This window comes from Coleofasciculaceae cyanobacterium (genome assembly GCA_036703275.1).
Lineage (GTDB): Bacteria > Cyanobacteriota > Cyanobacteriia > Cyanobacteriales > Xenococcaceae > Waterburya.
This window is the reverse complement of the sequence record DATNPK010000010.1, coordinates 57019-82918: the sequence shown is the minus strand read 5'-3', so window position 1 is coordinate 82918 and position 25900 is coordinate 57019. Positions and strand designations below refer to the sequence as shown.

Annotated in this window: 30 protein-coding genes and 1 tRNA gene; 10 read left to right on the top strand and 21 right to left on the bottom strand. The window is 39.8% G+C overall.

Annotated elements, in window-relative coordinates:
- Positions 1-196: 196 nt before the first annotated feature.
- From V6C71_01155 to V6C71_01135, 5 genes are all read left to right on the top strand, one after another.
- Positions 197-364, top strand: a complete 168-nt coding sequence (locus V6C71_01155) for a hypothetical protein (protein ID HEY9767097.1) — start codon at positions 197-199, stop codon at positions 362-364.
- A gap of 161 nt (positions 365-525) precedes the next feature.
- On the top strand, positions 526-708 hold the full coding sequence (locus tag V6C71_01150) for a hypothetical protein (protein ID HEY9767096.1): 183 nt from the start codon (positions 526-528) through the stop codon (positions 706-708).
- A 27-nt stretch (positions 709-735) separates the two neighbouring features.
- Complete coding sequence (locus tag V6C71_01145; protein ID HEY9767095.1) at positions 736-954, top strand: hypothetical protein; 219 nt, start codon at positions 736-738, stop codon at positions 952-954.
- 192 nt (positions 955-1146) lie between these two features.
- Positions 1147-1401 (top strand): hypothetical protein, encoded by a 255-nt coding sequence (locus tag V6C71_01140; GenBank protein HEY9767094.1) that lies wholly within the window; start codon positions 1147-1149, stop codon positions 1399-1401.
- Positions 1402-1453: 52 nt separating this feature from the next.
- Positions 1454-1630, top strand: coding sequence for a hypothetical protein (locus tag V6C71_01135; protein HEY9767093.1), 177 nt, complete (start codon positions 1454-1456; stop codon positions 1628-1630).
- Between the two features lie 249 nt (positions 1631-1879).
- Here V6C71_01135 and frr read toward each other — a convergent pair whose 3' ends face one another.
- The 6 genes from frr to nfi form a co-directional block, all read right to left on the bottom strand.
- A complete protein-coding gene (gene frr / locus V6C71_01130; protein HEY9767092.1) occupies positions 1880-2428 on the bottom strand; it encodes a ribosome recycling factor in 549 nt (182 codons plus the stop codon).
- Positions 2415-3137, bottom strand: coding sequence for a UMP kinase (gene pyrH, locus V6C71_01125; GenBank protein ID HEY9767091.1), 723 nt, complete (start codon positions 3135-3137; stop codon positions 2415-2417). The genes frr and pyrH overlap by 14 nt, the downstream gene beginning before the upstream one ends.
- 149 nt (positions 3138-3286) lie before the next feature.
- Positions 3287-3820, bottom strand: a complete 534-nt coding sequence (locus V6C71_01120; protein HEY9767090.1) for a redoxin domain-containing protein — start codon at positions 3818-3820, stop codon at positions 3287-3289.
- Positions 3821-3985: 165 nt separating this feature from the next.
- A complete protein-coding gene (gene speB, locus V6C71_01115) occupies positions 3986-4870 on the bottom strand; it encodes an agmatinase (GenBank protein ID HEY9767089.1) in 885 nt (294 codons plus the stop codon).
- Positions 4871-4900: 30 nt separating this feature from the next.
- The gene (locus tag V6C71_01110) at positions 4901-5275 is read right to left on the bottom strand and encodes a DCC1-like thiol-disulfide oxidoreductase family protein (protein ID HEY9767088.1); all 375 of its coding nucleotides are present in this window, start codon (positions 5273-5275) and stop codon (positions 4901-4903) included.
- Positions 5276-5353: 78 nt separating this feature from the next.
- Positions 5354-6025 (bottom strand): deoxyribonuclease V, encoded by a 672-nt coding sequence (gene nfi / locus V6C71_01105; GenBank protein HEY9767087.1) that lies wholly within the window; start codon positions 6023-6025, stop codon positions 5354-5356.
- A gap of 175 nt (positions 6026-6200) precedes the next feature.
- Between nfi and V6C71_01100 the strand changes: the two genes are divergently transcribed.
- Both V6C71_01100 and V6C71_01095 read left to right on the top strand, forming a co-directional pair.
- The gene (locus V6C71_01100; GenBank protein ID HEY9767086.1) at positions 6201-7115 is read left to right on the top strand and encodes a pentapeptide repeat-containing protein; all 915 of its coding nucleotides are present in this window, start codon (positions 6201-6203) and stop codon (positions 7113-7115) included.
- 171 nt (positions 7116-7286) lie between these two features.
- Positions 7287-9437, top strand: a complete 2151-nt coding sequence (locus tag V6C71_01095) for a polyribonucleotide nucleotidyltransferase (protein HEY9767085.1) — start codon at positions 7287-7289, stop codon at positions 9435-9437.
- A gap of 67 nt (positions 9438-9504) precedes the next feature.
- Here the strand turns inward: V6C71_01095 and V6C71_01090 are convergent, their stop codons facing one another.
- From V6C71_01090 to V6C71_01055, 8 genes are all read right to left on the bottom strand, one after another.
- Positions 9505-9930, bottom strand: coding sequence for a response regulator (locus V6C71_01090; protein ID HEY9767084.1), 426 nt, complete (start codon positions 9928-9930; stop codon positions 9505-9507).
- A gap of 192 nt (positions 9931-10122) precedes the next feature.
- Complete coding sequence (locus tag V6C71_01085; protein ID HEY9767083.1) at positions 10123-10551, bottom strand: response regulator; 429 nt, start codon at positions 10549-10551, stop codon at positions 10123-10125.
- A 7-nt stretch (positions 10552-10558) separates the two neighbouring features.
- Positions 10559-12913, bottom strand: coding sequence for a hybrid sensor histidine kinase/response regulator (locus V6C71_01080; GenBank protein HEY9767082.1), 2355 nt, complete (start codon positions 12911-12913; stop codon positions 10559-10561).
- Between the two features lie 48 nt (positions 12914-12961).
- Positions 12962-14440: a methyl-accepting chemotaxis protein gene (locus V6C71_01075; protein HEY9767081.1), complete on the bottom strand. Its 1479-nt coding sequence runs from the start codon at positions 14438-14440 to the stop codon at positions 12962-12964.
- A 31-nt stretch (positions 14441-14471) separates the two neighbouring features.
- A complete protein-coding gene (locus tag V6C71_01070) occupies positions 14472-15830 on the bottom strand; it encodes a methyl-accepting chemotaxis protein (GenBank protein HEY9767080.1) in 1359 nt (452 codons plus the stop codon).
- A gap of 44 nt (positions 15831-15874) precedes the next feature.
- Positions 15875-16924: a chemotaxis protein CheW gene (locus V6C71_01065; GenBank protein HEY9767079.1), complete on the bottom strand. Its 1050-nt coding sequence runs from the start codon at positions 16922-16924 to the stop codon at positions 15875-15877.
- A gap of 32 nt (positions 16925-16956) precedes the next feature.
- Positions 16957-18144: a response regulator gene (locus V6C71_01060; protein ID HEY9767078.1), complete on the bottom strand. Its 1188-nt coding sequence runs from the start codon at positions 18142-18144 to the stop codon at positions 16957-16959.
- 565 nt (positions 18145-18709) lie between these two features.
- A tRNA-His gene (locus V6C71_01055) sits at positions 18710-18782 on the bottom strand.
- A gap of 86 nt (positions 18783-18868) precedes the next feature.
- On the opposite strand from V6C71_01055, the gene V6C71_01050 reads away from it, so the two are divergent.
- Both V6C71_01050 and V6C71_01045 read left to right on the top strand, forming a co-directional pair.
- The gene (locus V6C71_01050) at positions 18869-19243 is read left to right on the top strand and encodes a DUF4359 domain-containing protein (protein HEY9767077.1); all 375 of its coding nucleotides are present in this window, start codon (positions 18869-18871) and stop codon (positions 19241-19243) included.
- A 63-nt stretch (positions 19244-19306) separates the two neighbouring features.
- Positions 19307-19687 carry a phosphomannose isomerase type II C-terminal cupin domain gene (locus V6C71_01045; protein ID HEY9767076.1) on the top strand — a complete coding sequence of 127 codons (381 nt, stop codon included), beginning with the start codon at positions 19307-19309 and terminating at the stop codon, positions 19685-19687.
- A 52-nt stretch (positions 19688-19739) separates the two neighbouring features.
- Here V6C71_01045 and cutA read toward each other — a convergent pair whose 3' ends face one another.
- From cutA to plsX, 6 genes are all read right to left on the bottom strand, one after another.
- Positions 19740-20072 (bottom strand): divalent-cation tolerance protein CutA, encoded by a 333-nt coding sequence (cutA, locus tag V6C71_01040; protein HEY9767075.1) that lies wholly within the window; start codon positions 20070-20072, stop codon positions 19740-19742.
- A 16-nt stretch (positions 20073-20088) separates the two neighbouring features.
- Entirely contained in the window at positions 20089-20322 is a 234-nt protein-coding gene (locus V6C71_01035) for a pentapeptide repeat-containing protein (protein ID HEY9767074.1), read from the bottom strand.
- Entirely contained in the window at positions 20309-21046 is a 738-nt protein-coding gene (locus V6C71_01030; GenBank protein HEY9767073.1) for a pentapeptide repeat-containing protein, read from the bottom strand. The genes V6C71_01035 and V6C71_01030 overlap by 14 nt, the downstream gene beginning before the upstream one ends.
- Positions 21047-21475: 429 nt before the next feature.
- The gene (locus V6C71_01025) at positions 21476-21772 is read right to left on the bottom strand and encodes a GIY-YIG nuclease family protein (GenBank protein HEY9767072.1); all 297 of its coding nucleotides are present in this window, start codon (positions 21770-21772) and stop codon (positions 21476-21478) included.
- Between the two features lie 33 nt (positions 21773-21805).
- Positions 21806-22792 carry a beta-ketoacyl-ACP synthase III gene (locus tag V6C71_01020; protein HEY9767071.1) on the bottom strand — a complete coding sequence of 329 codons (987 nt, stop codon included), beginning with the start codon at positions 22790-22792 and terminating at the stop codon, positions 21806-21808.
- A gap of 51 nt (positions 22793-22843) precedes the next feature.
- On the bottom strand, positions 22844-23896 hold the full coding sequence (gene plsX, locus V6C71_01015) for a phosphate acyltransferase PlsX (GenBank protein HEY9767070.1): 1053 nt from the start codon (positions 23894-23896) through the stop codon (positions 22844-22846).
- 189 nt (positions 23897-24085) lie between these two features.
- Between plsX and V6C71_01010 the strand changes: the two genes are divergently transcribed.
- On the top strand, positions 24086-25372 hold the full coding sequence (locus V6C71_01010; protein ID HEY9767069.1) for a D-alanyl-D-alanine carboxypeptidase: 1287 nt from the start codon (positions 24086-24088) through the stop codon (positions 25370-25372).
- A 91-nt stretch (positions 25373-25463) separates the two neighbouring features.
- On the opposite strand, the gene V6C71_01005 is transcribed toward V6C71_01010, so the two are convergent.
- Positions 25464-25832 (bottom strand): DUF2237 domain-containing protein, encoded by a 369-nt coding sequence (locus V6C71_01005; GenBank protein ID HEY9767068.1) that lies wholly within the window; start codon positions 25830-25832, stop codon positions 25464-25466.
- Positions 25833-25900: the final 68 nt, after the last annotated feature.

The window sequence follows — 25900 nt, the reverse complement described above, 5'->3', positions numbered from 1 at the left end:
TGAGTGGGAAGATTCCCTCTCATTTGCCAATCGCGGATTCACGGATAAACCGCACTCCGCCCTTCGGTCTCGAAGCTTATCCTTTAGGAAAAGCCGCCGCTAGTCATGCACGGGCAACGCTTCCTCGCGCTTCTCAAACTCCTTAACGGCACGCCATAACGCAGAAGGTATCAAGACAATTCTAGTTTTACTGCCTTTGCCAAATACCGTTGCTTTACCACCTTCACCATGTTTCTTGAAATCATCTCAGGTTAAACCGATCGCCTCAGACACCCTCAATCCACAGCCATACGTTAGAGATAGCATCAAGCGATTGGCGAAGCTTAGCCAAAGGCATCGCGCTCATTCTTCACCCCGTACTTAATCAATCCCCTGACATCAGATATAGTCATTCCAAATAGGAAACATAGGTCATAATAAGATTAAGCTCAAAAAATATATTGAGATGCCATCAATGCGGTGTTGATTCTGACAGATGGAGAAGATTCTGGCTCTCAAATAAACCTTGACCAGCTTTGAGAGCAATTGAAAATCAGCAATTTTGAGTCAGGAGACAATATTGCCTTTTTTACTGTTGGCTATGGTCAAGAAGGTGAATTTAATCCGCAAACTTTACAAAAGATCGCTGAATTAAATGGAGGTTATTATCGCCAAGGCGATCCTCAAACCATTTCTGATTTAATGGCAGATTTACAGGTTGAATTCTAAACAGTTAGTAATTAACAACGAATAACTATGAAATTAGTGAATCCTCTACACTATCCCTTGGCTGTTTTAGCAGGCGGAATTACTTTGGTAGTTGGAATACGCCTAATACAGTTGCCTAGTTATATTACATTACCTACAGCAGTCGCGATCGCAGCAGGACTTGCTATTCCTCTAAGTAACAAAGAAACCCAACCAAATAACCTTGATAATCCCGTATTAGCTAAAGAAATACACTCAGTCAAATAGCAAGCTAAACTATTAGCCAAAAAAGCCGAAGAGTTACACACCGAAGCACAGCAGCTTTTAACCTGGGCAACACAATTAGAACTATTTGCAGCAGTGGAATATGCTTGCGATCGCGTCTTAGAATTACCAGGCAAAATTGAGCGGCTATCACTGAAATTGTCAGGTTCAGATTCGCTATTATCTCCCTAAGAATTGAATCAGCAATTAACCGAAGTACTTACTTTAGCTAAACAAAGTTCAGGAGCGGCAAAACAACAATTGAATCAGTTAGCTACCAGTTTAGAAAACAACCTAAAATTAGTACAGCAAGGACAAGATGCTCGACAAGCACAGGTAATTTCATTGAATACTTTAGTTTCAGAATCAGCAGGAGTTTTACAGCAGTTTCAAAATCGTTGTCGCTACTGCTGCTATTGTCCAGCAAAATACGACCAGGAGCGTTGCTAAAGCGGCAAACAAATTTGTTGAATATCTAACTCAACCAGAGCAACAAAAAGTATTGATCAAATATGGATTTCGTCCAGCTGTTCCTGGACTGGATTTAGCCTCAGTTCTTGATAGTCCTCGGTCACAAAATATTCCTGGGTCAATGCCAGATCTGGCTATTGACATCAAACAGCCTCCCAGTTCTCAAGAAATTGCCGAAATACAGAGTCTATGGAGCCGCGCACGCTGACGAGACACTCAACTATTAACTTTTGAAGCAAAAAAATATCGGTCTTTAACAACCGATTAATGAAGCCTATTTCCTAGTAGTATTTAATCGATTAGTCGCGATTAATTTCAATCATCTCAAATGTTCAGGATTTACGAATCTCACGCTTAAAATTAGTTTAATAAAGGTTCTCATCGCAGGATTGACAAGCTTTAATAATTGCGAACAAAATCATGATTAATTTTAAACTTTTAAACCAACACCACCGATTTAAACAGTCATAATATCTTTCTCTTTTATAGCCAACAAATCATCAATTTTTTGATTAAAACTATCGGTAATGCTTTGAATTTCGTCTTGTAAATCTCTAGATTCATCTTCGGAAATGTCGCTGCTTTTTTCTTGTTTGCGAATTTCATCGATCGCATCACGACGAATATTGCGAATTCCCACCTTACCTTCCTCGGCTAGCTTTCCTGCTGTTTTTACTAGTTCTTTACGACGCTCTTTGGTTAGAGGAGGAATATTCAGCCTAATTAAATCTCCATTATTGTTGGGTGTCAGACCAATATCAGAAAGAGAAATCGCTTTTTCAATCTGACCCATGCTGCCTTTGTCATAAGGCTGGATCATAATTGTCGTTGCGTCGGGGGTACTAAGATTAGCCAAAGAGTTTAGGGGAGTCTCTGAGCCATAATAATCCACCATAACGCGGTCTAATAAAGAAGTGCTTGCTCTTCCTGTACGAATAGTGTTGAAAGACCTTTGAGTAGCCTCAACAGTCTTTTGCATACGTTCTTTTATATCAGATAACTTCACAATTTCCTCCTACAATAGTGCCAACAGGTTCTCCTTTGGTTGCACGCATAATATTACCGTTTACTGAAAGATTGAAAACTAATATAGGAATATTGTTTTCCTTACACAGAGCGATCGCTGTACTGTCCATCACCTTTAACTCTTGGGTTAGGACATAGTTATAGGTCAAGCTTTGGTAGCGATGAGCATTTTCGTTTTTTACTGGGTCAGAATCATAGATTCCGTCTACTTTAGTAGCTTTAAAAATAATTTCTGCATCGATCTCTGCCGCTCTTAAAGCAGCAGTAGTATCAGTCGTAAAAAAGGGATTTCCCGAACCTGCACCAAAGATTACAACTCGACCTTTCTCGAGGTGACGAATAGCTCGACGGCGAATATAAGGTTCAGCCACTTCCTGCATCGAAATTGCAGTTTGTAACCGATTGGAAATGCCTATTCTTTCTAGAGCATCTTGTAAAGTCATCGCGTTCATTACAGTAGCAATCATGCCAATATAATCAGCCGTTGCTCGATCCATTCCCGCAGCAGAGGCTTTCATTCCGCGAAAGATGTTTCCACCACCAACAACAATGGCTACTTGGACTCCACTCTTGACTACGTCTGCCACTTCCTGAGCAATCTTGGCGACTACCGCAGGATCGATACCGTAGCCTAAGTTGCCCATTAAGGCTTCGCCACTTAATTTTAATAAAACCCTCTGGTAACTCATTCCTAGAAAAGTAAACCTCAATCTTTCTTGTTATTTACCTCCCCATAACATAGCAGTTTTCTGTACTTTGTCATTAAAAAAGCTCGATGCTTTAAGTTAATAGCAGGTCTAAAATCCAAATTTTTGGCCACCTTGGCATTGGACAGTACCTATTGGGGTCGCCACTGAATATCAGTACCTACGGGTGTCACATAATCTTGGACAATTTTCTGTCCCGAAAGCATGGCCCAAATGTTATCGCGCAGGTAATGCTGGTTAACTTGCTCGATTGATTCGGCACAATCATCAATTCTGCCCTGATAACAAATTACCGCATCGCTATTTAACAGATAAACAGTGGGTAAAACTTTGGCTTTGAAAGATCTAGCAACATCTTGAGTAGAGTCTCGCAAATAAGGAAAGTTCAGCTTTTTTGCTTGAGCGTATTGTCGCATGGCTTCCACGATCTGGGCAATTGGTTCAGAACGATATTCAGAATCTATACCCATGATAGTGAATTTTTGCCCCCCAAAATCAGTTTGAATTTGCTTAAGACGTTCAATATACTGATTGACTACTGGATCGTTACTCATAAAGACTACGGCGATCGCTTTAAATTTTTGACGATAGCTACTTAAATGATAAACTTCTTGGTCGATACCAGGAATCTCGAAATCGGGAGCATAATTACCTATCGTGTTCATAAATACTCTTTCCTTTAAAAAGTTTCCAGTAAGAATAGAACGGCAGAAATCTGTCTACAAATATCCAATTTTATCAATTTTAATTTACATTTGACTGTGAGCCAGATCTCATTTGAACTATAAGTTAAGGAATACAAAGCTTCTCGATCATCAACTAATTTTTTTTCAGCTCAAGAATTGACTAAAGCCAATCAATTTGTAAACCAATTTAGCTGCAATAAATTCTGATACTACTGAGTCTGATGTTGGTGCTAATTCCATCACGTCACAACCTATTACCTGATGTTGAGTAAATATCCTGTGCAAAAATTTGGTTAACTGATACCAGTTTAAGCCTCCAGGTTCGGGAGTCCCCACTCCAGGCATCAGACTAGGATCTAGTCCATCTAGATCGATGGTGATAAAAACTTTTTCGGTTGATATATTAGCGATCGCCTGTTCGATCCAGTCTGAATTGCGATCGATATCTTTTGCCCAAACTACAGGTATCTGCTGCTGTTTGATTAACTGCGCTTCTTCTAAACAAATACTGCGAATACCTATAGGAAGAATTGGTATTCCTAAATCCAACACTCGGCGCATGACGCAGGCATGATTATAAATTGAACCTTCGTAACAGTGGCGCAGATCTCCATGAGCATCAATCTGAATTACTGTAAACGGCTGGCTTAGTTTCTGTTGATAGGCTTTGACTATTGCTGCGGTAATGCTGTGTTCTCCCCCCAAAGCAATCATAAACTTACCATCGCTAAGTAACTCAGATACTCGAGCGGCGATCGCTTCCATCGCTGCTTCAGGAGTTATATCTGGATTTATTTTGGTATTAGCGATCGCCTGAGCAGTATAAATTCCTATATCCTGACAAATTTCTTTTCCCAACTCAATGTCATAAGCCTCTAGCTGATCTGAAGCAGTAATGATTGCTTCAGGCCCATTTTGACATCCTTGACGATAGGTAGTGGTTTTTTCATAGGGAATAGGCAGGATAACTACTTTGGCTGCTGCATAAGTACTTTGTGCTTCTGAACCAATAAACTGTTTAAGAGTCATATATCTGTGTGCTTGAAATAAATTGCTTTTTTAAATTGGCTCGGAATTTTTCCGTTCCCCAAACCATTGATAGCGATTATCGCGTATTTGTTCATAAGTGCGATCGCCTAACCACTTCATCCCTGGAATAGCTCGATAGGCAGCGACAAAAGGTTCTCCTAAGGGTAACAGACGAGCAATTTCTTCGGCTGCCTCGCTTCCCTGCCATCTTTTAGCTGGTTGATTCGGGTCAATTAAAATCATTCCCGCCTCGCAATCTGTAGTGGCGATCCCATAGTTTGCCAAAGTTGTTTCATCCTGCATCGGAATATAGGCAAAGATTTTTTCGCGGTCAAATTGTTGTAAAAGCTGGGCAAAAGTGGTGCAAAGATTGCATTTACTGTCGTAAACTACCTGATATTTCATGATCACAATTTTGATTAGCTCGATTATAACTTTAGAATAATCTCAAGATTTCGGCTGAGTTTGATTGACTAGGATTTACTAGGATTGTTTGCGGTGTGAAGCTAATTTGTCTGCCCATCTGGTAGTCTCTGGTAGGCGATATTTAGTTAGACAGCCCATTACATAGTCGATCGCCGTTGGCAGGCTAATTTTGTGTCCAATAGAAACATAGATTGGCTTGACCTTAGTGCGCGATCGCAAGGCGACTCCAATGGTTTCATCCTTGTCCATCAGCGGTTTCCAGCTACCTTTTTCGAGCGGAACTGATTCATGTTGACCAATCAATAAAGATTTAGCTACTCCAATAGTTGGTATATCTAGTAAAACTCCTAAATGACAAGCTAACCCCAAACGACGAGGATGCGCCAAACCTTGACCATCGCATAAAATTAAGTCGGGAGTAATTTTTAATTGGGGTAGAACTTCTAGAATTGCGGGTATTTCACGAAATGAAAGATATCCAGGTACGTAAGGAAAAGCAGTAGGAATACGAGCGATCGCCTGTTCGACTAGCTCTAATTCTGGATAAGTTAACACTACCACCGCTGCTTTAGAAGTAGCATAGTTATCCTCAAAACCAATATCTACTCCTGCTACATATTTCACTTTCGCCAAACAGTCTGAAGCAATTACTTGATGTTTGAGCTGTGCTTGAATTATCTTGGCTTCGGCTACAGTTTTTACCCAAGGATGAGTTAAATTAATTTCCAATTGGTCAATATTTGATTTGGATTATGACTAAATAATTTTACTTAAATAATTTTATTTAGCTCTTGTTTAAATATGTTTAAATAATATTTTAAAAATCAATTGTTACAATATGTAAGTTAAATTATTGTAATAGTCATCAAATTATTCTTAAATTACGTCTAGTTGTAGTAAATAAATGCAAAATTTACCTAATAGCAATGAAGTTTTAATATCTGAAGCTAATAAACCTTTAGGAGAAATTTTAATTGAGGCTGGGTTAATTACGGCGAGTCAAATAGAATTTGCTTTACAGCTACAGAGTACTAGCAATTTGCGAATTGGTGAAATATTAGCTTCTCACAACTGGATTAAACAGCAAACGGCTGATTTTTTTGCCCAAAAGTGGACAAAACTACTAGAGCAACAGCAAAAACAGCCTTTAATATATTACTTTCGCCAAGCAGGATTATTAAATGAACAGCAAATTGCCAAACTATTACGCGAGCAACAGCGGCAAACTAACCCAACTAGGTTTCATCGTCTTGCAGTGGAACGAGGTTATCTAAAGCAAATTACCGTAGACTTTTTTTTGGCAAGCATTTTTAATATTTATAATACTAATCTTTTTTCTTTCGCTAAACCCTATGAAATTCTTAGTAGGTATAACAAAGGAGAAACTAACTTTCGGCGCACAGAATTAAGTAAAGCACCATTGATAGGAGTTAGTCTCAAAGGAATTCAATTAGATGGCTCAAATCTGCGAGAAGCTAAATTAACTAGCTGTAATTTGAGCGAGTCTAGTTTGATTCAAACTAATTTGGCGTTGGTCAATTTAGTCAAAGCAATTTTAATTAAGGTAAATTTTGAACGAGCCAACCTATGCCAGGCTAATTTAAGAGAAGCCCATTTAAAAGAGGCAAACTTTACTAAAGCTAATTTGCAGGGTGCAGATTTACGAGAAGCCTATTTATTTCATACTGTTTTTGCAGGAGCAGACTTAAGAGAATCTAAGCTGCCTACAGAATACACCTACGAGGTCTATTACGATTCTGAAACCATCTTTGATGACAACTTTAAGCCACAAAAAGCGGGATGGAAGCAAATTGACTAATTCTGCTGGGTGCATTCCGCGGTCAGTAAAAAACAGATGCTTAAAATAACTTAAATATTAAACACAAAACTATAGCCCTATCACCTTGTCATATAAAAGATTTAACGATTCAGATAGTGTTAGGATCTAGCCACGAGAAAAAGAAGCGAAAAAATAAGGAAAATATAGTTGATGCAAGAATTTGACAAGTCGATATCTTTTGATGGTCGTGATATTCGGCTCAAAGTAGGCTTGCTCGCACCACAGGCAGGCGGTTCAGTATTAGTACAGTCAGGCGATACAGCGGTTCTGGTTACTGCTACGAGAGCAAAGGGAAGAGAAGGCATTGATTTTTTACCTTTAACCGTAGACTACGAAGAGCGACAATATGCAGCAGGACGAATTCCTGGAGGCTTTTTTAGAAGAGAAGGTAGGCCAGGAGAAAAAGCGATCTTAACCAGCAGATTAATTGACCGTCCGATGCGTCCTCTGTTTCCTGACTGGTTGCGGGATGATATTCAGATAGTTGCTACTACCCTTTCAATGGATGAAGATGTACCCCCAGATGTTTTAGCAGTAACGGGGGCTTCGGTAGCGGTTTTGCTGGCAGAGATTCCTTTTTATGGTCCAATGGCAGCAGTCAGGGTAGGCTTAGTAGGAGATGACTTTATTCTCAATCCTACCTATAAAGAAATTAAAAAAGGCGACCTCGATATTGTTGTGGCAGGTAGCCCAGAAGGGATTGTCATGGTAGAAGCTGGTGCAAATCAGCTACCAGAACAAGATGTGATCGAGGCGATCGATTTTGCCTATGAAGCAATTCAAGAGCTAATTCAGTCACAACGAGAATTAATTAAAGAATTGGGTATCGAGGTGGTTGTTCCCGAACCTCTCCAAGAAGATCAGAGTTTAAACAATTTTTTGGGCGATCGCAGTACCCAAGATATCAAGCAAATTCTCTCCCAATATGACTTTGACAAAAAGGCTCGCGATGAAGCTTTAGATGAAATTAAGCAAACTAAAATTCTTCAGGCGATCGCCGAACTTCCTGAAGACGATCCGATAGCAGTAGCGCATGCTCAAGATCCTAAAGCAATTGACAAGGCATTTAAAACCCTAACTAAAAAGCTGATGCGGGGTCAAATCCTTGAAGATGGCATCAGGGTTGATGGCAGAAAGCTAGATCAAGTACGACCAATTTCTTCTAAGGTAGGGGTTTTACCTAATCGGGTTCATGGTAGCGGCTTGTTTAGAAGAGGTCTAACTCAGGTACTTTCGATCGCCACTTTAGGGACATCAGGGGATGCTCAGGACACTAAAGACGACATGACCATCCAAGACGAAAAACGCTATCTGCATCACTACAATTTCCCCCCCTATTCCGTCGGCGAAACTCGCCCCATGCGCTCTCCTGGACGGAGAGAAATTGGTCACGGCGCACTAGCTGAAAGAGCTTTGCTTCCCGTGTTACCCAGTGCCGAAGATTTTCCTTATGTCCTGCGGGTAGTTTCTGAAGTACTGTCTTCTAATGGATCGACCTCTATGGGTTCAGTATGTGGTTCGACATTATCTTTGATGGATGCAGGAGTTCCCTTAACTAAACCAGTTAGTGGCGCAGCGATGGGCCTAATTAAAGAAGGAGATGAGGTAAGAATTCTCACCGATATCCAGGGGATTGAGGACTTTTTGGGCGACATGGACTTCAAGGTTGCAGGCACAGATACAGGAATTACTGCCTTACAGATGGACATGAAAATTACTGGTCTTTCCATGGATGTGATTGCTAAGGCTATTCAACAAGCTTTACCAGCGCGTATCTATATTTTAGAGGAGATGCTCAAGGCGATCGATGCGCCTAGAAAAGAGCTATCTCCCTATGCACCTAGACTGTTAACCATGAAGATCGATCCCGATTTGATTGGCATGGTAATTGGACCTTCAGGTAAGACAATTAAAGCCATTACCGAACAAACTGGGGCAAAAATTGATATCGAAGATGACGGTAAAGTAATCATTGCAGCAGTAGAAGCCGAAAAAGCCGACATGGCTCGTAAGATGATCTACAACATTACCCGTAAGCTTAATGAAGGAGATGTTTACCTGGGTAAAATTACCAGAATTATCGATATTGGCGCTTTTGTCGAGATTTTACCGGGAAAAGAAGGCATGATTCACATTTCCCAGTTAGCCGAAGGCAGAGTAGGTAAAGTGGATGATGAGGTTGCAGTCGGAGATGAAATTGTCGTTAAAATACGTGGTTTCGATCAGAAAAACCGTCTTAATTTAACTAGATTGGGCATTCACCCCGACGAAGCTGCTGAAGCCAGGGCAGCAGCTATGTAAAAAATCAAGAACTATGAGGGTCGCAGATAGTTTCTTCGCCCTCATTCTTCATAATTGATTTTCCCTTTTATCTCAAAGGAATTGCTTTAACTTTCTTAGTTGCTAAGACTCTAATTTTGACAACTAATTCATTCTGCATAGATTCAGAATTTCCGCCCAAAGCGGTTTGAGGTTTTGCCATCACATCTACCGCCCCAGCTTTCATTACTTCGTAAATATTATCTATATCTGACTTTTGTACCGCGTTACTCAACACTAAAATAGGTGTTGGATGATGCGCCATAACTTGCTTCGTAAATTCTAAGCCATCCATTACAGGCATTTGTAAATCCGCGCAGATTACGTCAGGGTTTAAGAGCGAAACCAGATCTAAACCTTGCTTACCATTACTGGCTTTGCCAACTACTTCAATGTGGGAAGAAGAATTGAGCATTTTTTCATAGATGTTAATTGCGACATCGGAATCTTCAACTAATAAAACTCTAATTGCCATGATATTTGATTCTAATTAACTAGTATTTTGATATTAGGACGTAAAAAAAATGGGTCAGTTGTTTACCAAAGGTTTTCCGCCTGCCAGTACTCTTAAGCACACATAGCCAAAAGAGATAGCGTGGTTTTGATGTCGAAAAATTATTATGAATTTCAAATTAAACATTAGATAGCTTAAAGCTGAAATTAAGTACTAATTTAGGGGAATATGCGTAACTTTTTTATTAGCTAAAACCCTAATCTTTACGATCAGTTCCTTCTGGGTAGATTCGGTATTACCGCCCGAAGCGGTTCGAGGTTTGGGCATGATATCCACTGCCCCAGCTTTCATCACTTCATAAATATTGTCTATATCATCTTTTTGCACGCTATTACTTATGATTAAAATCGGCGTAGGATGATATGCCATGACTTGTTTGGTAAGTTCAAAACCGTTCATTACAGGCATTTCTAAGTCAGCACAAATTACATCGGGTTTCAGCTTAGAAACCAAATCAAATCCCTCTTTGCCGTTGCAGGCTTTGCCAACCACCTCAATGTGAGGGGAAGAGTTGAGCATCTTCTCATAGATATTAATGGCTACGGGAGAGTCTTCAACTAAGACAACTTTGATCTTGTTCATGGTAAATTTAATTATTGTGGTTAACTAATTGCTCGAGAGTTTGAAATAAAATTTGTTGATCGAAATCACCCTTGGTCAAATAGGCATTTGCTCCTGCTTCGATACCTCGTCGTTTATCCTCTGGTGAAGCCAAAGTAGTAATTAGCACAATAGGCAGTTGATTATATTTACTGTTTTGACGAATATTGGCGATCATTTCTAAACCATTCATCTGAGGCATTTCTATGTCAGACAGCACAATACTGAATTCTTCTGTCTGAATTTTCTCTAACCCATCCAAACCATTTACAGCGACAGTGACATCATAGCCAGCATTCTTGAGCAGACGCTGCATCTGAGTACGGATAATAATGGAGTCTTCTACTAGCAGTAGTTTATTTTTGGCTGAGGCGGGTTCCACCGAAGCGGAAATATTGTGCCAAGTGCCGTTTTTGAGAGAATGAAGTAGATCGTTAGGATTGAGAATCATGCATACTTCCCCATTCCCTAAAATAGTCGCTCCTGCAATATTAGGAATACGCTTGAGTAATTTACTTTGAGGTTTAAAGGCGATATCTTGTCGATCTACAAAGGCATCAACAATTAAGCAGAAATATTCTTTGCCTAGATATAAAACTAGGCAAAATAATTTGTTAGCTTTACTAGCTGTTTGAACCTGATTAGTAGTGGATAATTTTAATAAAGTTCCCAACTTAGCAAGAGAAATTGGTCGATCTTCATAATCGATTACTTCACTACCATCGATGGTATAAATATCATCTACGGCGATCGCTAGCATATTAGCGATATACTCTACTGGTATGGCGTAAAGGTTTTTTGCTTCTTCGACAATTAATACCCGCGTAGTAGCGAGGCTACTGCCCAAACGAATTTGAAATTTACAGCCATTTCCAGGGGTAGAACTCACCTGAATTGAGCCTTTCAATCGTTCTACATTAGCTCGAACCACATCTAAACCTACTCCTCTGCCTGAAAGCTCAGTAATTTCGGTACGAGTAGAAAAGCCAGAAGCAAAGATTAGAGATTGAATTTCCTCCTGACTCATATTAGCTAGTTCGGCTTCTGTGCGAACCTGTCGCCTGATGGCGGTATTTTTGATACCGTCAAGATTCAAACCTCTGCCGTCATCGCGGATTTCAACCCCGATGCTGTTACCAGTTTGATAACCCCGAAGCACGAGAGTTGCCGTTGAGGATTTACCTCGTCTAATGCGTTCTTCTGGAATTTCGATGCCATGATCGATCGCATTACGAATCAAATGCAGCAGGGGGTCTTTAATTTCTTCTAAAATCTTTTTATCAGCTTGAGTATCTCCGCCTTCAATTACCAAATTAATTTCTTTACCCTGTTGTTTAGCCAGATCTCGCACCATACGAGGAAACAGATTAAAAACATTAGACAGAGGTAACTGCCGTAATTCTTGAATGCCAGACTCCAAGCGATCGGCGATCAGGTTTAAACTATTGACATCCTGGTTAGCCCTAATCTTTAAATAATTGACTAAGCTACCGAAAGACTCTAAACGCTGCTGGGCAGTGTTAAAGAAATACTTTAAGGGCTGGAGTTTCTCTGGGGGTAAACTATTTTCAATCTGGTCAAACACCGAACGTTTTTGAGAATTGTCTTTATGCCACTGTTCCCATAAATCCACCATTTGATTGATTTGTGTCATCTGGCGGGAAATACTTAGCTTGGTTACGGTTAACTCATTAGCATGAGTCATTAAGGTATCGAGCTTTTGCGGTTCAACTCGAATAGTGTCAATGGAATAATCTTTTACAGGTGCAGCTACTGCTGGCTGAGAATTTTGGGTTACGGAGGGAGCGGATACTGATTCTAATTTAGCTGCTAATATTTTTTCTGCATCCGCTTCGTTAAACAGATCGATACTATTATTGTCATCAAAATCATCAAATAAAGATGCTTGAAAATCAGAATCTTCAAATAAATCCGCTTCAGAATTACCAGTAGATTGAGAGACATCTGATACACCCATTAATGATGCCAACACTTCAAAAGTATTGACTTCTACTGCTTCTCCAGTAGTTGCCTGATGCGAAAGTTGATTGATTGCATCTATGCCTTGGTACAGGCGATCGCATAATTCGGGAGTTATTTTCCCTTTTCCTGCCTTGATTCCCTCAACACAATCTTCTAAATGATGTACCAGCATTTCAATATCATTCAACCCCAGCATTCGAGAGTCCCCTTTTAGGGTATGTGCCTCTCGCAAAAATTCTTCAATGGCTACTGTGTCTTGGGGATTTTTCTCCAGGATTATTAAATCGGATTCTAGCTTAGCAAGATGTTCGCTACTAGAAGTTTTATAAAGCTCTCTTAGTTCTTCGTCTTCAATCATCATTAGTTTTTGATAGTAAAAATACTAACCCCCGATAAAATTAACCCCCGATTAGGTAATCGCTTTTAGTTTTTCAGCAAACTCTCGAAGTTGGTTGGCAGAAATTTTCACTCGATCGACACCTGCTGCGCTATCTTGAGCATCAAGGTTGATAGCGTTAATCGCTGAGAGGATCTCTTGAATATCGATCGCCTGTTGTTTGGTATTTTGGAAAATTTCTTGACTGTTATTAAATACACTATCGATCGCATTTTTTACACCAATGAACGTCTGCGCCGTATCTGTTGCCAGTTCGATACTAGATTCAGCAGTCTTCTTACCTTCGTCTGTTACCATTACCGCACTGCTCATCGCTGCTTGAATATCTGCCACCAAACTGTTAATCGTGTTTGCCGATCTACGACTTTCATCTGCTAATCGGCGAATTTCATCTGCTACTACGCCAAAACCTTTGCCTTCTTCCCCTACGCGGGCTGCCTCGACTGAAGCCTTGAGAGCTAGCATATTGGTTTGGGTTGCTACCCCCTCTACCACCTCAGATATAGCTGAGATTTGACCTGTCTGTTCGCTCAGGTTCATAATCTGTTCGGCAATCTCTCTGACCCTAATTTTGAGATTTTCCATACCCTTCAAGGTTTTTTCAATCGTCTGCGAACCGTTTTCTGCTAGAGACAAAGCTTGATTAGCACCAGCAGCCGAGTCTTCGGCTTGTTTTGCCGATTGTCTGGAGGTAGACCCCAGTTGGTCTACGGTTGCTGTAGTCTGATTAACCGAATTTGCCTGTTGTAAAATAACCTGTTCCTGAGTTTCGACCGTAGCAGCCATCTCTGCTGAGGTTTGAGAAATCAGTTTTTCCAGGTCATTAATTGCCTGAATATATTGTTTCATTCTGCGTAATACCAAGATCCAAGTAAATAACAAAATGCCCGAACCGATCGCGATGGTGGTCAATGCGGAAAAGGTTAAACTGGCTTTTTCCTGAATGTTATTCTCTACAAAGTCTTCCAGAGCTTTGGTAGTTTCGACTAATCCTGCTGCATAAATTGCCTTTTGGGCTTCGTATTCTGGACTCAAAAGCAAAGCCGTTGCTTGAGTCAGCTTGCCTTGGTCGATTAAGGCAAAGGCTTGAGTCTCCATGGCAATCAGCTTATCGTTCGCTGCATCGGTCTGGGCGATCGCATCACTTTCAAAGGCTTGGGGTACGAGGGATTCAGTTTGGGCGATCGCATCATCTAATTGGGGAACAGTATCCATATAGCGTTTTTCCCATCTCTCGCTACCACTGGTAGCAGCCAAACGCGCACTAGAGGTTAGAACTTCATCAAAATAAGTAATTTGATCGCTTAGTTTGAGAATTTTCAGATCGCGACTGCTTACTTGCTCGATCGCATCATATAAATTTAAAATATACCAGACCATTCCCCCACATAAGGTAAAGGTAAGAACGATGGGAACTAGAAGAATCCTGAGATATGCAAACCGTTTAGATTTGCGAGGAATACCTGGATTTTGTTCAACTGACTGGGACATATGCTACTCCAATTATTTTAAAGAATAATGATTAAACAATCGTTCTTAACTCATTAGCAGATTGTTTTAACTGCACTGTAGAAGCTTTTACATCTCCCATGTCCGCTGCCGTATCCATCGCTCCCAGGTTAAGTGCATTAACCGTTGCCAGAATTTCTTGAATGCCTACCGCCTGTATTTTTGCTGCATCAGAGATTTGTGAGGTATTGGAGAATACGCTGTTAACTGCATCTTTTACCCCAATTAGCGATCGCGCTGTTTCCTGCGCTAGTTTAATACTGGATTCTGCGGTTTTCTTACCTTCATCAGTTACTATTACCGCGCTGCCGATCGCTGACTGTACGTCTGCTACCAAATTATTGATTTTATCGGCGGATCTTCGGCTTTCATCGGCTAATTTACGAATTTCGCTGGCTACCACCCTAAAACCTTTACCTTGCTCTCCTGCGTGGGCAGCTTCCACCGCAGCGTTAAGTGCCAACATATTTGTTTGGTTTGCCAAGTTCCCTACCAGCTCAGATACGCTGGCGATCTGACCTGTTTGCTCACTTAGGTTCATAATTTGTTCGGCGATCGCTCGAACTGTTTTTTGGAGGTTTTCCATCCCTGCCATTGTTTGTCCTACAGTTTGCGATCCTGCTTCAGCTAGAGCTAATACCTGACTTGCACCAGTGGCTGAGGCTTCTGCCTGAAACGCCGAACGTCGAGAGGCTTCTCCCAATTGATCCACCGTAGAAGTCGCCTGGCTAACCGAACCTGCCTGTTCGTTGGCTACTATCTCTTGGCGTTCTACCTTAGAAGCAATCTCATCCGAGGAGCGAGCAATATTACTGCTAAAATTGTCTAGAGTGGTAGTAATTCGGCGTGAACCAGCAATAATTGCACCAACAATAACAAAGTTGAGCAACGCTACAAATAACTCAATCCTTATTAACTGTCTAACGTTGGCTGTTGAATATGCTTCTGCTGCGTTTACTGCTGCGTTGGTTAGTTCAAATAGCTTTTCACTTTCTCTTAAAAGATCGCTACGGTTGGCTTCTGTGGGTCTAGCTCTCACCTGCCCAATTAACTCTTTAGATAATACCCATTGAGCTTTCGCCTCCTGCATTCTAGCAATATAGGCTGGGTCTGTAGCTTGAGGCAGCCCTAACTCTTTGCTTCCATTAATTAAGCCATCAATTAGATTGTCCAGCTTGGCGATTAGTTCATCGTTGGAACTATTAGATAGTTCTAGCTTAATCGATCTTTGGGTTGCTCCCCGAACTACACCAGACTGGTTAATAACTTTAGAATCGTCTTCAGAGGATTTAAGGAAAATTACACCTACGTTCGCTATTGCCAGAACAGCAATACCCAAAGCAGTTAAGCTTAGCTGAGTTCTAATTTTCATATTTGTTATTTGTTACTTGTAATTTTATTAATAAAAATATTTGTTTACGCCATCAACTCCACCGTCATTGCTCCTTGAGTCATAAGCTTGGATAAATCGAGCAGGTTTAGCGGTTGGTCTTGATAATCTGCCATGCCCTTGAGATAGGCTGCGATATTAGTATTGATCGCTACAGGAACAGACTTAACTTCTTCGGGACGAAAATCGACTACATCAAACACTTCATCCACCACAATACCTGCAACTATGTCATCTACTTCAATGACTACTGCTTTGGTAGGTTGATTATTGCCAGGTGTGGCTAAATTTAAAGGCTGGCGAATATCTACTAAAGTCAAAATTTCTCCCTTTAAGTTTGTATTGCCGATAATATGGTCGGGACAGCAAGGAATAGTTGTAACTCGTTCAATTTTGGTAAATTCCCGCACGATATCTAAATCTAAGCCAAAATAATCACCATTAAGACTAACTATGGCAACAGGTATTAATTCGGTTGATTCAGTATCGTCTGTGGCTTGCTTAAGGTTGGCAGCACGTTGATGCAAAATTTTCCTAGTGTTAGGAGAAGCTGTCGGAAAATAGGTAGCGTAAAAACTGCTTGCTATTGATTTTATTTCTGTTTCTGGTTGAGAATTGTCAGGATCGATTAAAGCTGCCAAAGTATCAGGATGACGCACTAGATTGTCGATATTGAGCAAAATAATCATTTCCTCATCAAGCTCAATAACACCCTGAACAAAAGCCTGGTTAACATTTCGTTCTCGTCCATAGGATAAATCAGCTTGAATATATCGATCGTCAATATCATTAACTGTCTCAACCTGATGAACGATTACCCCTACCTGCAATTGGTTAGACTCGACGACAATCACGCTATCAGTCAAGTTACACTGCTCAAATTTATGACCAAAGCGCAGATTTAGATGCATTACTGGTACAAACGCAGAATGCAGGTTGAGTAACCCAACAATATCTGGTGGTGCTTCGGCCACAGGAGTTAATTCTGGTAATAAAAAGATTTCTGTAACCGATTTGGCTGCGATCGCATATTTAGTATGGTGTAAGTTAAAAATTAAATAGGGTCTAATGCCCATAATCTATTTCCTTAATTTTATTTAGCTGTCGGCTATTTGTTGATGTATTGACGAACAATCTCTCTTAGCTCCTCTGGCTTAAACGGTTTGGTAAGATATCTGCTTGTGCCAGCGATATGCCCTTTCATCTTGTTAACTAAGCCATCGCGCGCCGTTACCATAATGATGGGTAAGTCTTGAAACTTAGGAATTTTGCGAATTGTCTTGCAAAACTCTAAGCCATCCACATCAGGCATGGTTAAATCCAGTAATAGCAGCTGAACAGGGTTCTGATTCAAGATTTTGAGAGCTTCAGTTGCCTTGTCTGCTAACAACACGTTGTAGTGTTCTTGTAAAGCACGTTTGATCGTGGTTTGAATAATCGGACTGTCATCTACCGATAAAATTACGGGCAAGTTCGAATTATCTTGAGGTTGAGCCGAATTTATCGGAGTTAAAGCTGGGGAGGCAATTTCTGTTGATTCAACTCTGGCTTGGGGGTTTAGAGGATTTTGGACAAAACTTACCCAGCCATTATTTACCCAATTAAAATAGCTTTTAGCCACATTTAAAGGGTCTTTCCTCATTTTTTCGGCAATATCGACTAAAGTTTGTTTACCATCGACTGAATTTTCAAAGTGATCTTGCACCTGTGGGTTATTAATCTGTTTAAGTTGTTGAGTAGTGACAACTGGAATGGCATCCATGCTGGGTATATTAGGAGCAAAACTTAGCCATTTATGCTGACGCTGCTTTAATTCTCGTTGAATGTCAGACCAATCTAAACTATGGCCATCTTTGCCATAACTAAGATCGAAACTATTATTTGTTTCCCACTGTGCTTCTCCTGGATGATAAATAAATTTTTCTAAAATTAAGAGAACTTTAGTATTCATTAAGGCTTCTACTTCGTGCCAAGTAAATGCTCTTATTCTGATCAACGATTCTAAAAGCTCTACAAAGGATTCAGAATTAGTAATTTTTTCATTAGCTACCGATAAAGCAGCTCTGATTAAATTTGGTTTTAATGCTTCTCCAATCATGCGACAACATTCCTGGCTAGTAGGAATCTGAGTTCCACCATAAACTAAAGCTCCATGACGCAGAATTAATATGCACGAACGCTGGTGCTGCCAAGAATCGACTTGAGTTTTTAAGCTTAAAATCCCGCTGCTTTTCTTTTTGAATAAAGAATCAAGAATAAAAATCAGCTGATTCGATTGATATGTTTTGGAAGACATTGACTCATCGCTGCTTTAATCAACAAAAACCAAAATAAATTAAATAATTTGATTTGGAATAACACTATCATTCCCAAAAAAGCTATTAAACTAACATCGTTTAAATTTAAAAAAAGTTATGGTATATATGAATACGTCTTAAATAATTAATGGCTACTAATTACTCATATTTTTTTTAAAAATAAATCATTAATTTAAGCGATCGCTGACAAAATGTAATTGAGTAATTTCTCAAAATTAGCTATCTGCCAAGTTTAAATATGTTCAAATATGTTTAAATAGTCATCAAGTAAATCTTGATAAAAACTTGACTAATAGATTGAGTAAAAATCGCTTCAGCAATTTAATAAAATGCCAAAGCAAAGTTAGCCAAGGATAAACCTAAGGCATTTTTGACAGTAACTAGACTATTAATTATTTATTACTGCTCTGGTTTAATTTAATTAATGTTTGCTATTTGTAGCTGCATCTTGTATAAACTAGTCAACTGATACAGAGCAACAAAGCAATTTTGAATACTGGCTTATATTCAAAGCAGATTAACATAGTCTGCTTTGAAAACTAGGGCGGACGATGGGAATTGAACCCACGAATGGTGGTACCACAAACCACTGCCTTAACCACTTGGCTACGCCCGCCATGCTTAACGCTTAGCTATTATAACACCATATGACTAGCATTTTGAGCTCATAGTTTAAAATCAAGAAAAATACGTTCAAACTACATGACAGTTAAAAATATTGGTATTGGTGGAATTATAGCCATAGGAATAGGTGCGATCGCTTTTTTGACTAATCCAGGAGAACAAAAATATCAACAGTATGCTGATGCTACCCTCAAAACACAGTTAAAAGATAAAGTCTGCACTCAGGTTAGTGAAGACATGGGAGTATGGCTAGAAGGTCAATGTCATATCTTAGTCAATACGGCCAGTCCTTACTTAGCCCAAGTCCTTAGACAGCAGACAAAGCGGCAAAACTTTTTACTATTTAGTATCTATCAAGCAGATCTTGTTTTGCCTCCTCCTTTGACTAACTATCATTTAGCAACTATTGGAGTACTGGGAAACTTTTACACTTATCAAGCTGAAAAACTTTAATTGGCTGATGAAGTAATGTTTATTTAAACTGGAGAAAGAAACATTAAAGTCTGGAGTTGATTTATGAGTCAAGAAAATGATCACAATAATGACACTGGTTTAGCTGCACTTGAAAATGATAGTATTCGCAATCCTCCCTATGGAAAAGTGAAAAATTTAGATCATGGTGAAAGATACTGTATTAACAAGATTGAGATTAAACCAGGGGAACATATGAGTACCCAGATGCACTATCATCGAAGTGAACATTGGATAGTAGTCTCTGGTACTGCGAAAGTAATTTGTAATGGCAAAGAAACTTTAGTTATGCAAAATCAGTCCACTTATGTCCCGATGAACACGGCGCATCGAGTAGAAAACCCAGGAGTAATTCCCTTGGTGATGATTGAAGTACAGAATGGTGAGTACTTGGGAGATGACGATATTATTCGTTACGATGATTGACTTTGAAATACAGATCTCTAGCCAACAAAATTTATCGATGGGAGCGTCAAATTTAATGCTGTTTCAGACTTTCTCCTAACCAACTGAGATAGGAGCTTGAGCCTGCAACAATTGGTAAAGCAATAATTTCTGGCACTTCATAGCTATGAAGTGTTTTAATTTGCTCAGCAAGCTCGCTAAAATTATTTAAATCGGTTTTAATTATTAACTGATATTCTTGGTCTTGATTGATTTTTCCCTGCCATAAATACAATGAGTCAATCGGGAACATATTAACGCAGGCTGCTAATTTTGACTCAATTAAGCTTTGAGCGATGGTTTTGCCCTCTGCTAATGAAACGGCAGTGACTAAAACAACCCCATAATTATCTGAGTTTGATACCATAGTCAGTCTGTTTGAATTAAGCTATTTGGATGCGTTGCTGAACAAAATTAGGTTGACTAACTAGCTCTGCTTGAGGGCGCAAAAATCTGGTAGTGTTTGGCGTAGTAGCTTCAAGAATAGTATTATATAAAACTGCCAGCTCTAAATCTGCATCACTCAAATTTGCTTGAGTCAAATCAGCATTACTAAGATTGGCTTGTTTTAATGAAGCTCCCCTTAAATCGGCATTGATTAGATTAGCATGAACCAAATATTGCGTTACTCAAATTTCCTCCCTTCAATCGAGCCTCAGACAAATTAGCGTTGTTTAAGTTAGCATGATTTAGGTAGACATTTCTGAGTTGAGCATTGACTAAGTTAGCATTACTTAGGTTCGTGTTGCTTAGATTAGCTCGAGTTAGTTTGGCTTGACTGAGATTGATTCCAGTCAAATCAGTGCCACTAAGATCGACATCAATTAAAAATGTTTGACTAAGATTAACTCCCACCAAAGAAATATTTTGTAGCTGTGCTCCAGTTAATCTACCTTCGTGTAAATCAGCCCAGTTAAAATTAGTTTGATTAAGATTAGCCTGCCTCAGGTTGACTTTTTGTAGTTTAGCTCCACAGGCATTAGCTCCAGATAAGTTTGAGGCTCGAAGATTAGTATGAGAAAGATTTGCTCCGCTTAGCTTTGCTTCTACTAATTGGGATTTAACCATAAAAGCACCGCTTAGATTAGCTTTGGTTAAATCTGCCTGCTGTAAATTGACTTCGCTCATCTTAGCAAAGCTTAAATTTGCCCAATTAAGAGTTGCCTGACTCAAGTTTGATTTAGTTAAGAAAGCACGGGTTAGATTAGCTCCGACCAAATTAGCTCCCGTCAGATTAACAGCAATTAGCATAACTCCACTTAGATCTACTCCACCTAGATCTACACCTGTGAAGTCTCTATAGCCTTGCTCATAAAATCTTAGTAGCTGATCTTTATTCATTATATTTATAAGCTTTCATTCTACGTAAATATAGTTTGAGTGATAACTATATAGTTAAGCTTGTGTTTAATATTATTACCTGCAATTAGATTAGTAGCTATAGAATAAAAACTTTTGTATTAATATGTTTTAATCTATGAATTTTATTTTTCTATTGTTGATCTCAGAAGGCAAAAATTAAGGCGCAGATAATTTTTGACTAATTTTTAATTGCCAAACACTAGTTGCGTTAAAATGCGATCTTCAACTAGCTCTTTGATTTGGTAATGTTTTAATTTACATTGCTCGACACTAGTGAAATGTACGGTAAAAATGAAGAATTAGTAAGTAAAGCGATCGCACTTTAAAGATATTCGGCTTGTTGAATAACTACTGTGAATCCGTAGGTTGAGTAGAGAAACGAAACCCAACAAAAATAACCAATACACTTTACTCAAGATTTGGCACATTGATATTTAAACCTAAAGCTGATAAAGAAGTTGTTCCTGCAACCAAACTTTCTTTAGTTCTTTTTGGCAGTTGCTTAACGTAATATTCCATTCGACTAGCAGCAGATTTCGTGCCAATCTCAGCGGTAAAAACCAATTTTAAGGGATGGCGGGTTCTAGTGTATTTAGCCGCTTGAGAACTACCAGACTGATGTACAGCAAAGCGTTTAGCTACATTATTCGAGATGCCAGTATAAAGAGAGCGATCGCCACAGCGAATCATATAAATAGACCACATGGATCATAGCAAGTATTACTTAGCCAATTATAATCATCCCCATTTAAAGATAGCTGAACCCCAGGTTAAACCTGCGCCAAAACCAGAAGCGGCTATAGTATCTCCTGGCTTAACTCTGCCATCTCTTACCGCAGCATCAAGGGCAAGGGGAATAGAGGCGGCGGAAGTATTTCCATATTCTGCTATGTTGCTCAAAATCTTTGATTGAGGAATTTTGAGACGTTTGGCTACTGCATCCATAATGCGTTGATTTGCCTGATGCAGCAATAACCAATCAATATCTTCAGCGGTAAGGTTTGCCTGAAACATCGCCTTACTAATTGCTTCGGGAACTTTGGCTACAGCAAAGCGATAAACTTCTCTACCGTTCATCGTGATCGAGTTAAATGTACCGTGTTGAGCAGTAATATCTTCGGTTAATAATTTTTCCTGGCAATGGTAATTCAAGTTAAGTGAGTCATTTTGGTCACCATTACTATACATTCCACAGCTTAATAGGCGATCTCGATCCGCTCTCTGACAGACTGCTGCCCCTGCACCATCACCAAATAAAATACAGCTAGTGCGATCTGTCCAATCTACCCAACGAGAGAGTACGTCTGCACCAATGATTAGAGTATTTCTATAGACTCCCGTGCGGATAAACTGAGAAGCCGTAATTAAAGCAAACAAAAATCCTGAACAAGCAGCAGTTAGATCGAAAGCTACCGCGTTAGTCGCCTCAATCAGCCCTTGAATTTTACAGGCGCTACCAAACATATCGTCGGGGGTAGAGGTAGCTAAAATAATTAGATCGATCTCGGCGGGAGAAATTCCTGCCATCGCGATCGCTTTCTTAGCAGCAATGGCTGACAGTTGACTCAAAGACTCTGTGGGTGAAGCAATATGACGATTTTTCATTCCTGTTCTAGTAACGATCCACTCGTCGGAAGTATCTACCATCTGAGCTAGATGATCGTTGGTTAAAACTGCCTCTGGCACAGCCGATCCGCATCCAGTAATTGCAATACCCGCACCCATGTTGTTCAATGTCTTACTCCGTTACTTGTTTGGGCTATCTATCTAATATTTTTAACTAGCAGTTGCTTCAGTGTGTTTGTCTGCTTCGAGTCTTTGCTGATTATTTGCCTTAATTTTATCTAATACTTCGTTATCGATCGCTTCTTTGGCTAAGCGAATAGCACTAAAAATCGAACCTCTACGAGAACTACCGTGACTGATAATACAGATTCCTGCTACGCCAAATAATAAAGCTCCACCGTGTTCGGCGCGATCGATACGGCGTTTAATATTCATTAAATTAGGCTTGAGTAAAGCAGTACCTATCTTACCGCGTAATCCTTTGGGTAATTCCTCTTTCATTATTTGCAACATTACTTCCCCGATCGCTTCGGCAAACTTAAGGACAATATTACCAACAAAACCATCACAAACAATGATGTCAAATTCACCCGATAAAACATCTCTACCTTCGGCATTACCGACAAAGGGTATTTGCGGATTGTCGGTTAACAGTTTATGGGTAGCCAGTGCCAGTTCATTACCTTTAGAAGATTCTTCACCGATATTGAGCAACCCTACTTTTGGTTCTTGATTGCCTAAGACATATCTGCTGTAAATTGTCCCCATCAAAGCAAACTGTTCTAGATACTTGGCTTTACTATCAACATTTGCCCCTACATCTAAAACAATTACCGATTTATCAGGAATTATGGTGGGCAAAACTGCACCAATAGCCGGGCGTTCAATGCCTTTAATCCGACCTAATCTTAACAAAGCCGATGCCATTGCTGCGCCCGAATGCCCCGCAGAAACTACCGCATCAGCGTCTTCTTGTTTAACTAGATTCATTGCCACGTTAATTGAAGCCTTGGGTTTGCGACGAATACCTACCAACGGTTCTTCTTTCATCGTAATCACATCATCGGCATGAACCACCTCGATGTGTGCTAATTCCTTACCGCCGTGCTTTTTAACCAGAGAGTTAATTTGTGACTCGTCTCCCACCAGTACAATATCTACGCCTAATTCTGCCGAAGCCTCGATTGCTCCTGCAACAATTTCTTCTGGGGCATAGTCTCCCCCCATAGCGTCTACTGCAATTCTTGCGCGCGTTAATCCCATGTAGCAAATTTTATATAAGCCTTACAAATTTTAACAGTCTGAGGTCGAAGATTTCTAACATCGAGCAAAAATGACATCAGAAATTAATTTGGCGACCTACATTTCCAGCAAAAAAGCTATAAATGATCTTGACGCTAAATAATGACATTTTAACTTTCAACTGTAAGTAGTTTTTATTTTGATTGCTCCATGCTGGATTTTATTGCTTTAAGTGCGATCGCTTGGTTTAATATCTTTAAAGAAACAGACAATATTTTACAGCCTTTAGAATTATTTGCTTGGGAACAATCGGCTATTTTTAATCTCCCTTCTAGCGGTCAAGATTCGGTTACCGAAACTTTGGTCAAAACTTATCTACAAAATTTAGCCAGCCAAGAATTTAATCCCGAACGTCAAGGAGTATGGGTGCAATCAGGCTGGACAACTCCCGTTAGCAACCAAGGAACAATACCGCTTCCTGCTGCATCTTTAACCAAAATTGCCACAACTCTTGCTGCCTTGAGTACGTGGGGTGCAGAGTATCAATTTCCTACCGAGATTTACCTTACAGGCGAGATTGCCAACGGCATTGTTACTGGAGATCTAATTATTAAAGGTAGTGGCGATCCTTTTTTTGTCTGGGAAGAAGCGATCGCTTTAGGAAATGCTCTCAATCAATTGGGTATTCGCGAAATCCAAGGCAATCTTTTGCTTACCGATAAGTTTTATATGAACTATCAGCAACAGTCTTTGCAGACAGGAGAGTTATTCAAACAGGCATTAGATCTAAAGCTATGGCAGTCGGAAATCACCCAGCAATATTCACAAATGCCAGTGGGTACAAAGCAGCCACAAATCGCGATCGCCGGACAAGTTAGACAAATTAATCAAGTCTCCTCAAATGCTCAACTGTTAATTAGTCATCGCTCTTTGCCTTTAGCAGAAATCCTCAGACAGATGAATATCTATAGCAATAACCAGATGGCGCAAATGTTAGCCGATTTGTTAGGTGGTGCAGATGCAGTTGCCGAAGCTAGTGCCAAGATAGCTGGCTTTGCGACAACAGAAATAGAGTTAATCAATGGTTCGGGTTTAGGGGAAGAAAATCGTATTTCCCCCCGCGCCGTATGTCAGATGCTAATTACCATAGATCGCTTACTTCAATCCCATTCCTTTAATGCAGCGGATTTATTTCCCACCGCAGGTAGAGACATTGTCGGCACAGTACAGGATCGAGCTTTGCCAAAGGGGGCAACAATCAAAACGGGAACGTTAGATAATGTTAGTGCTTTAGCAGGAGTTGTTCCCACAAGCGATCGCGGTAACGTCTACTTCAGCATTATGAACTATGGTCCTCAGGTCGAGTATTTTCGCCAACAGCAGGATAAATTATTAAATGAATTAGTCCAAAACTGGGAGATATTACCCTATAATTTGCAACTAGCTCAAGAAAATAACTGGTATCTTGGCGATCCTGAGCGTAATAAACTGAATTAAGCTTATTTTACCTATTTGTTGTCAACAACTTAAGTTGATTAAGGTGATTAATTTTACAGAAGCGATCGCCCGCATTGATTTTCAATCGAATTTAATTGAATTCAATTGAATGTTCTTTAAGAACTTCTAAAGGAATAAAATCCAGCATTGATTCATGGGTAGCCTCTAAGTTAATTGGTGGGGCAAAACCTGCATCGAGAGCTTCTTTCCAGCGTAAGGCACATAAACACCAACAGTCTCCTGGTTTTAATCCAGGGAAGTTATACATTGGCATCGGAGTACTGAGATCGTTACCTTTTTGTTGACTAAAAGTTAAAAACTTAGCGGTAACTTCGGCGCAAACTATATGAACACCTCGATCTTCTGCCCCAGTATCACATTTTCCATTGCGATAAAATCCTGTCATGGGAGAGGTACAGCAGACTTTTAATTCTCCACCTAAAACATTCTTAGCTGTCATGCCTTAATTTTTCGATATATATGCGGACGTTAATAAATTCTAGCTAAATTTGGCGACTGGGGCTTAGG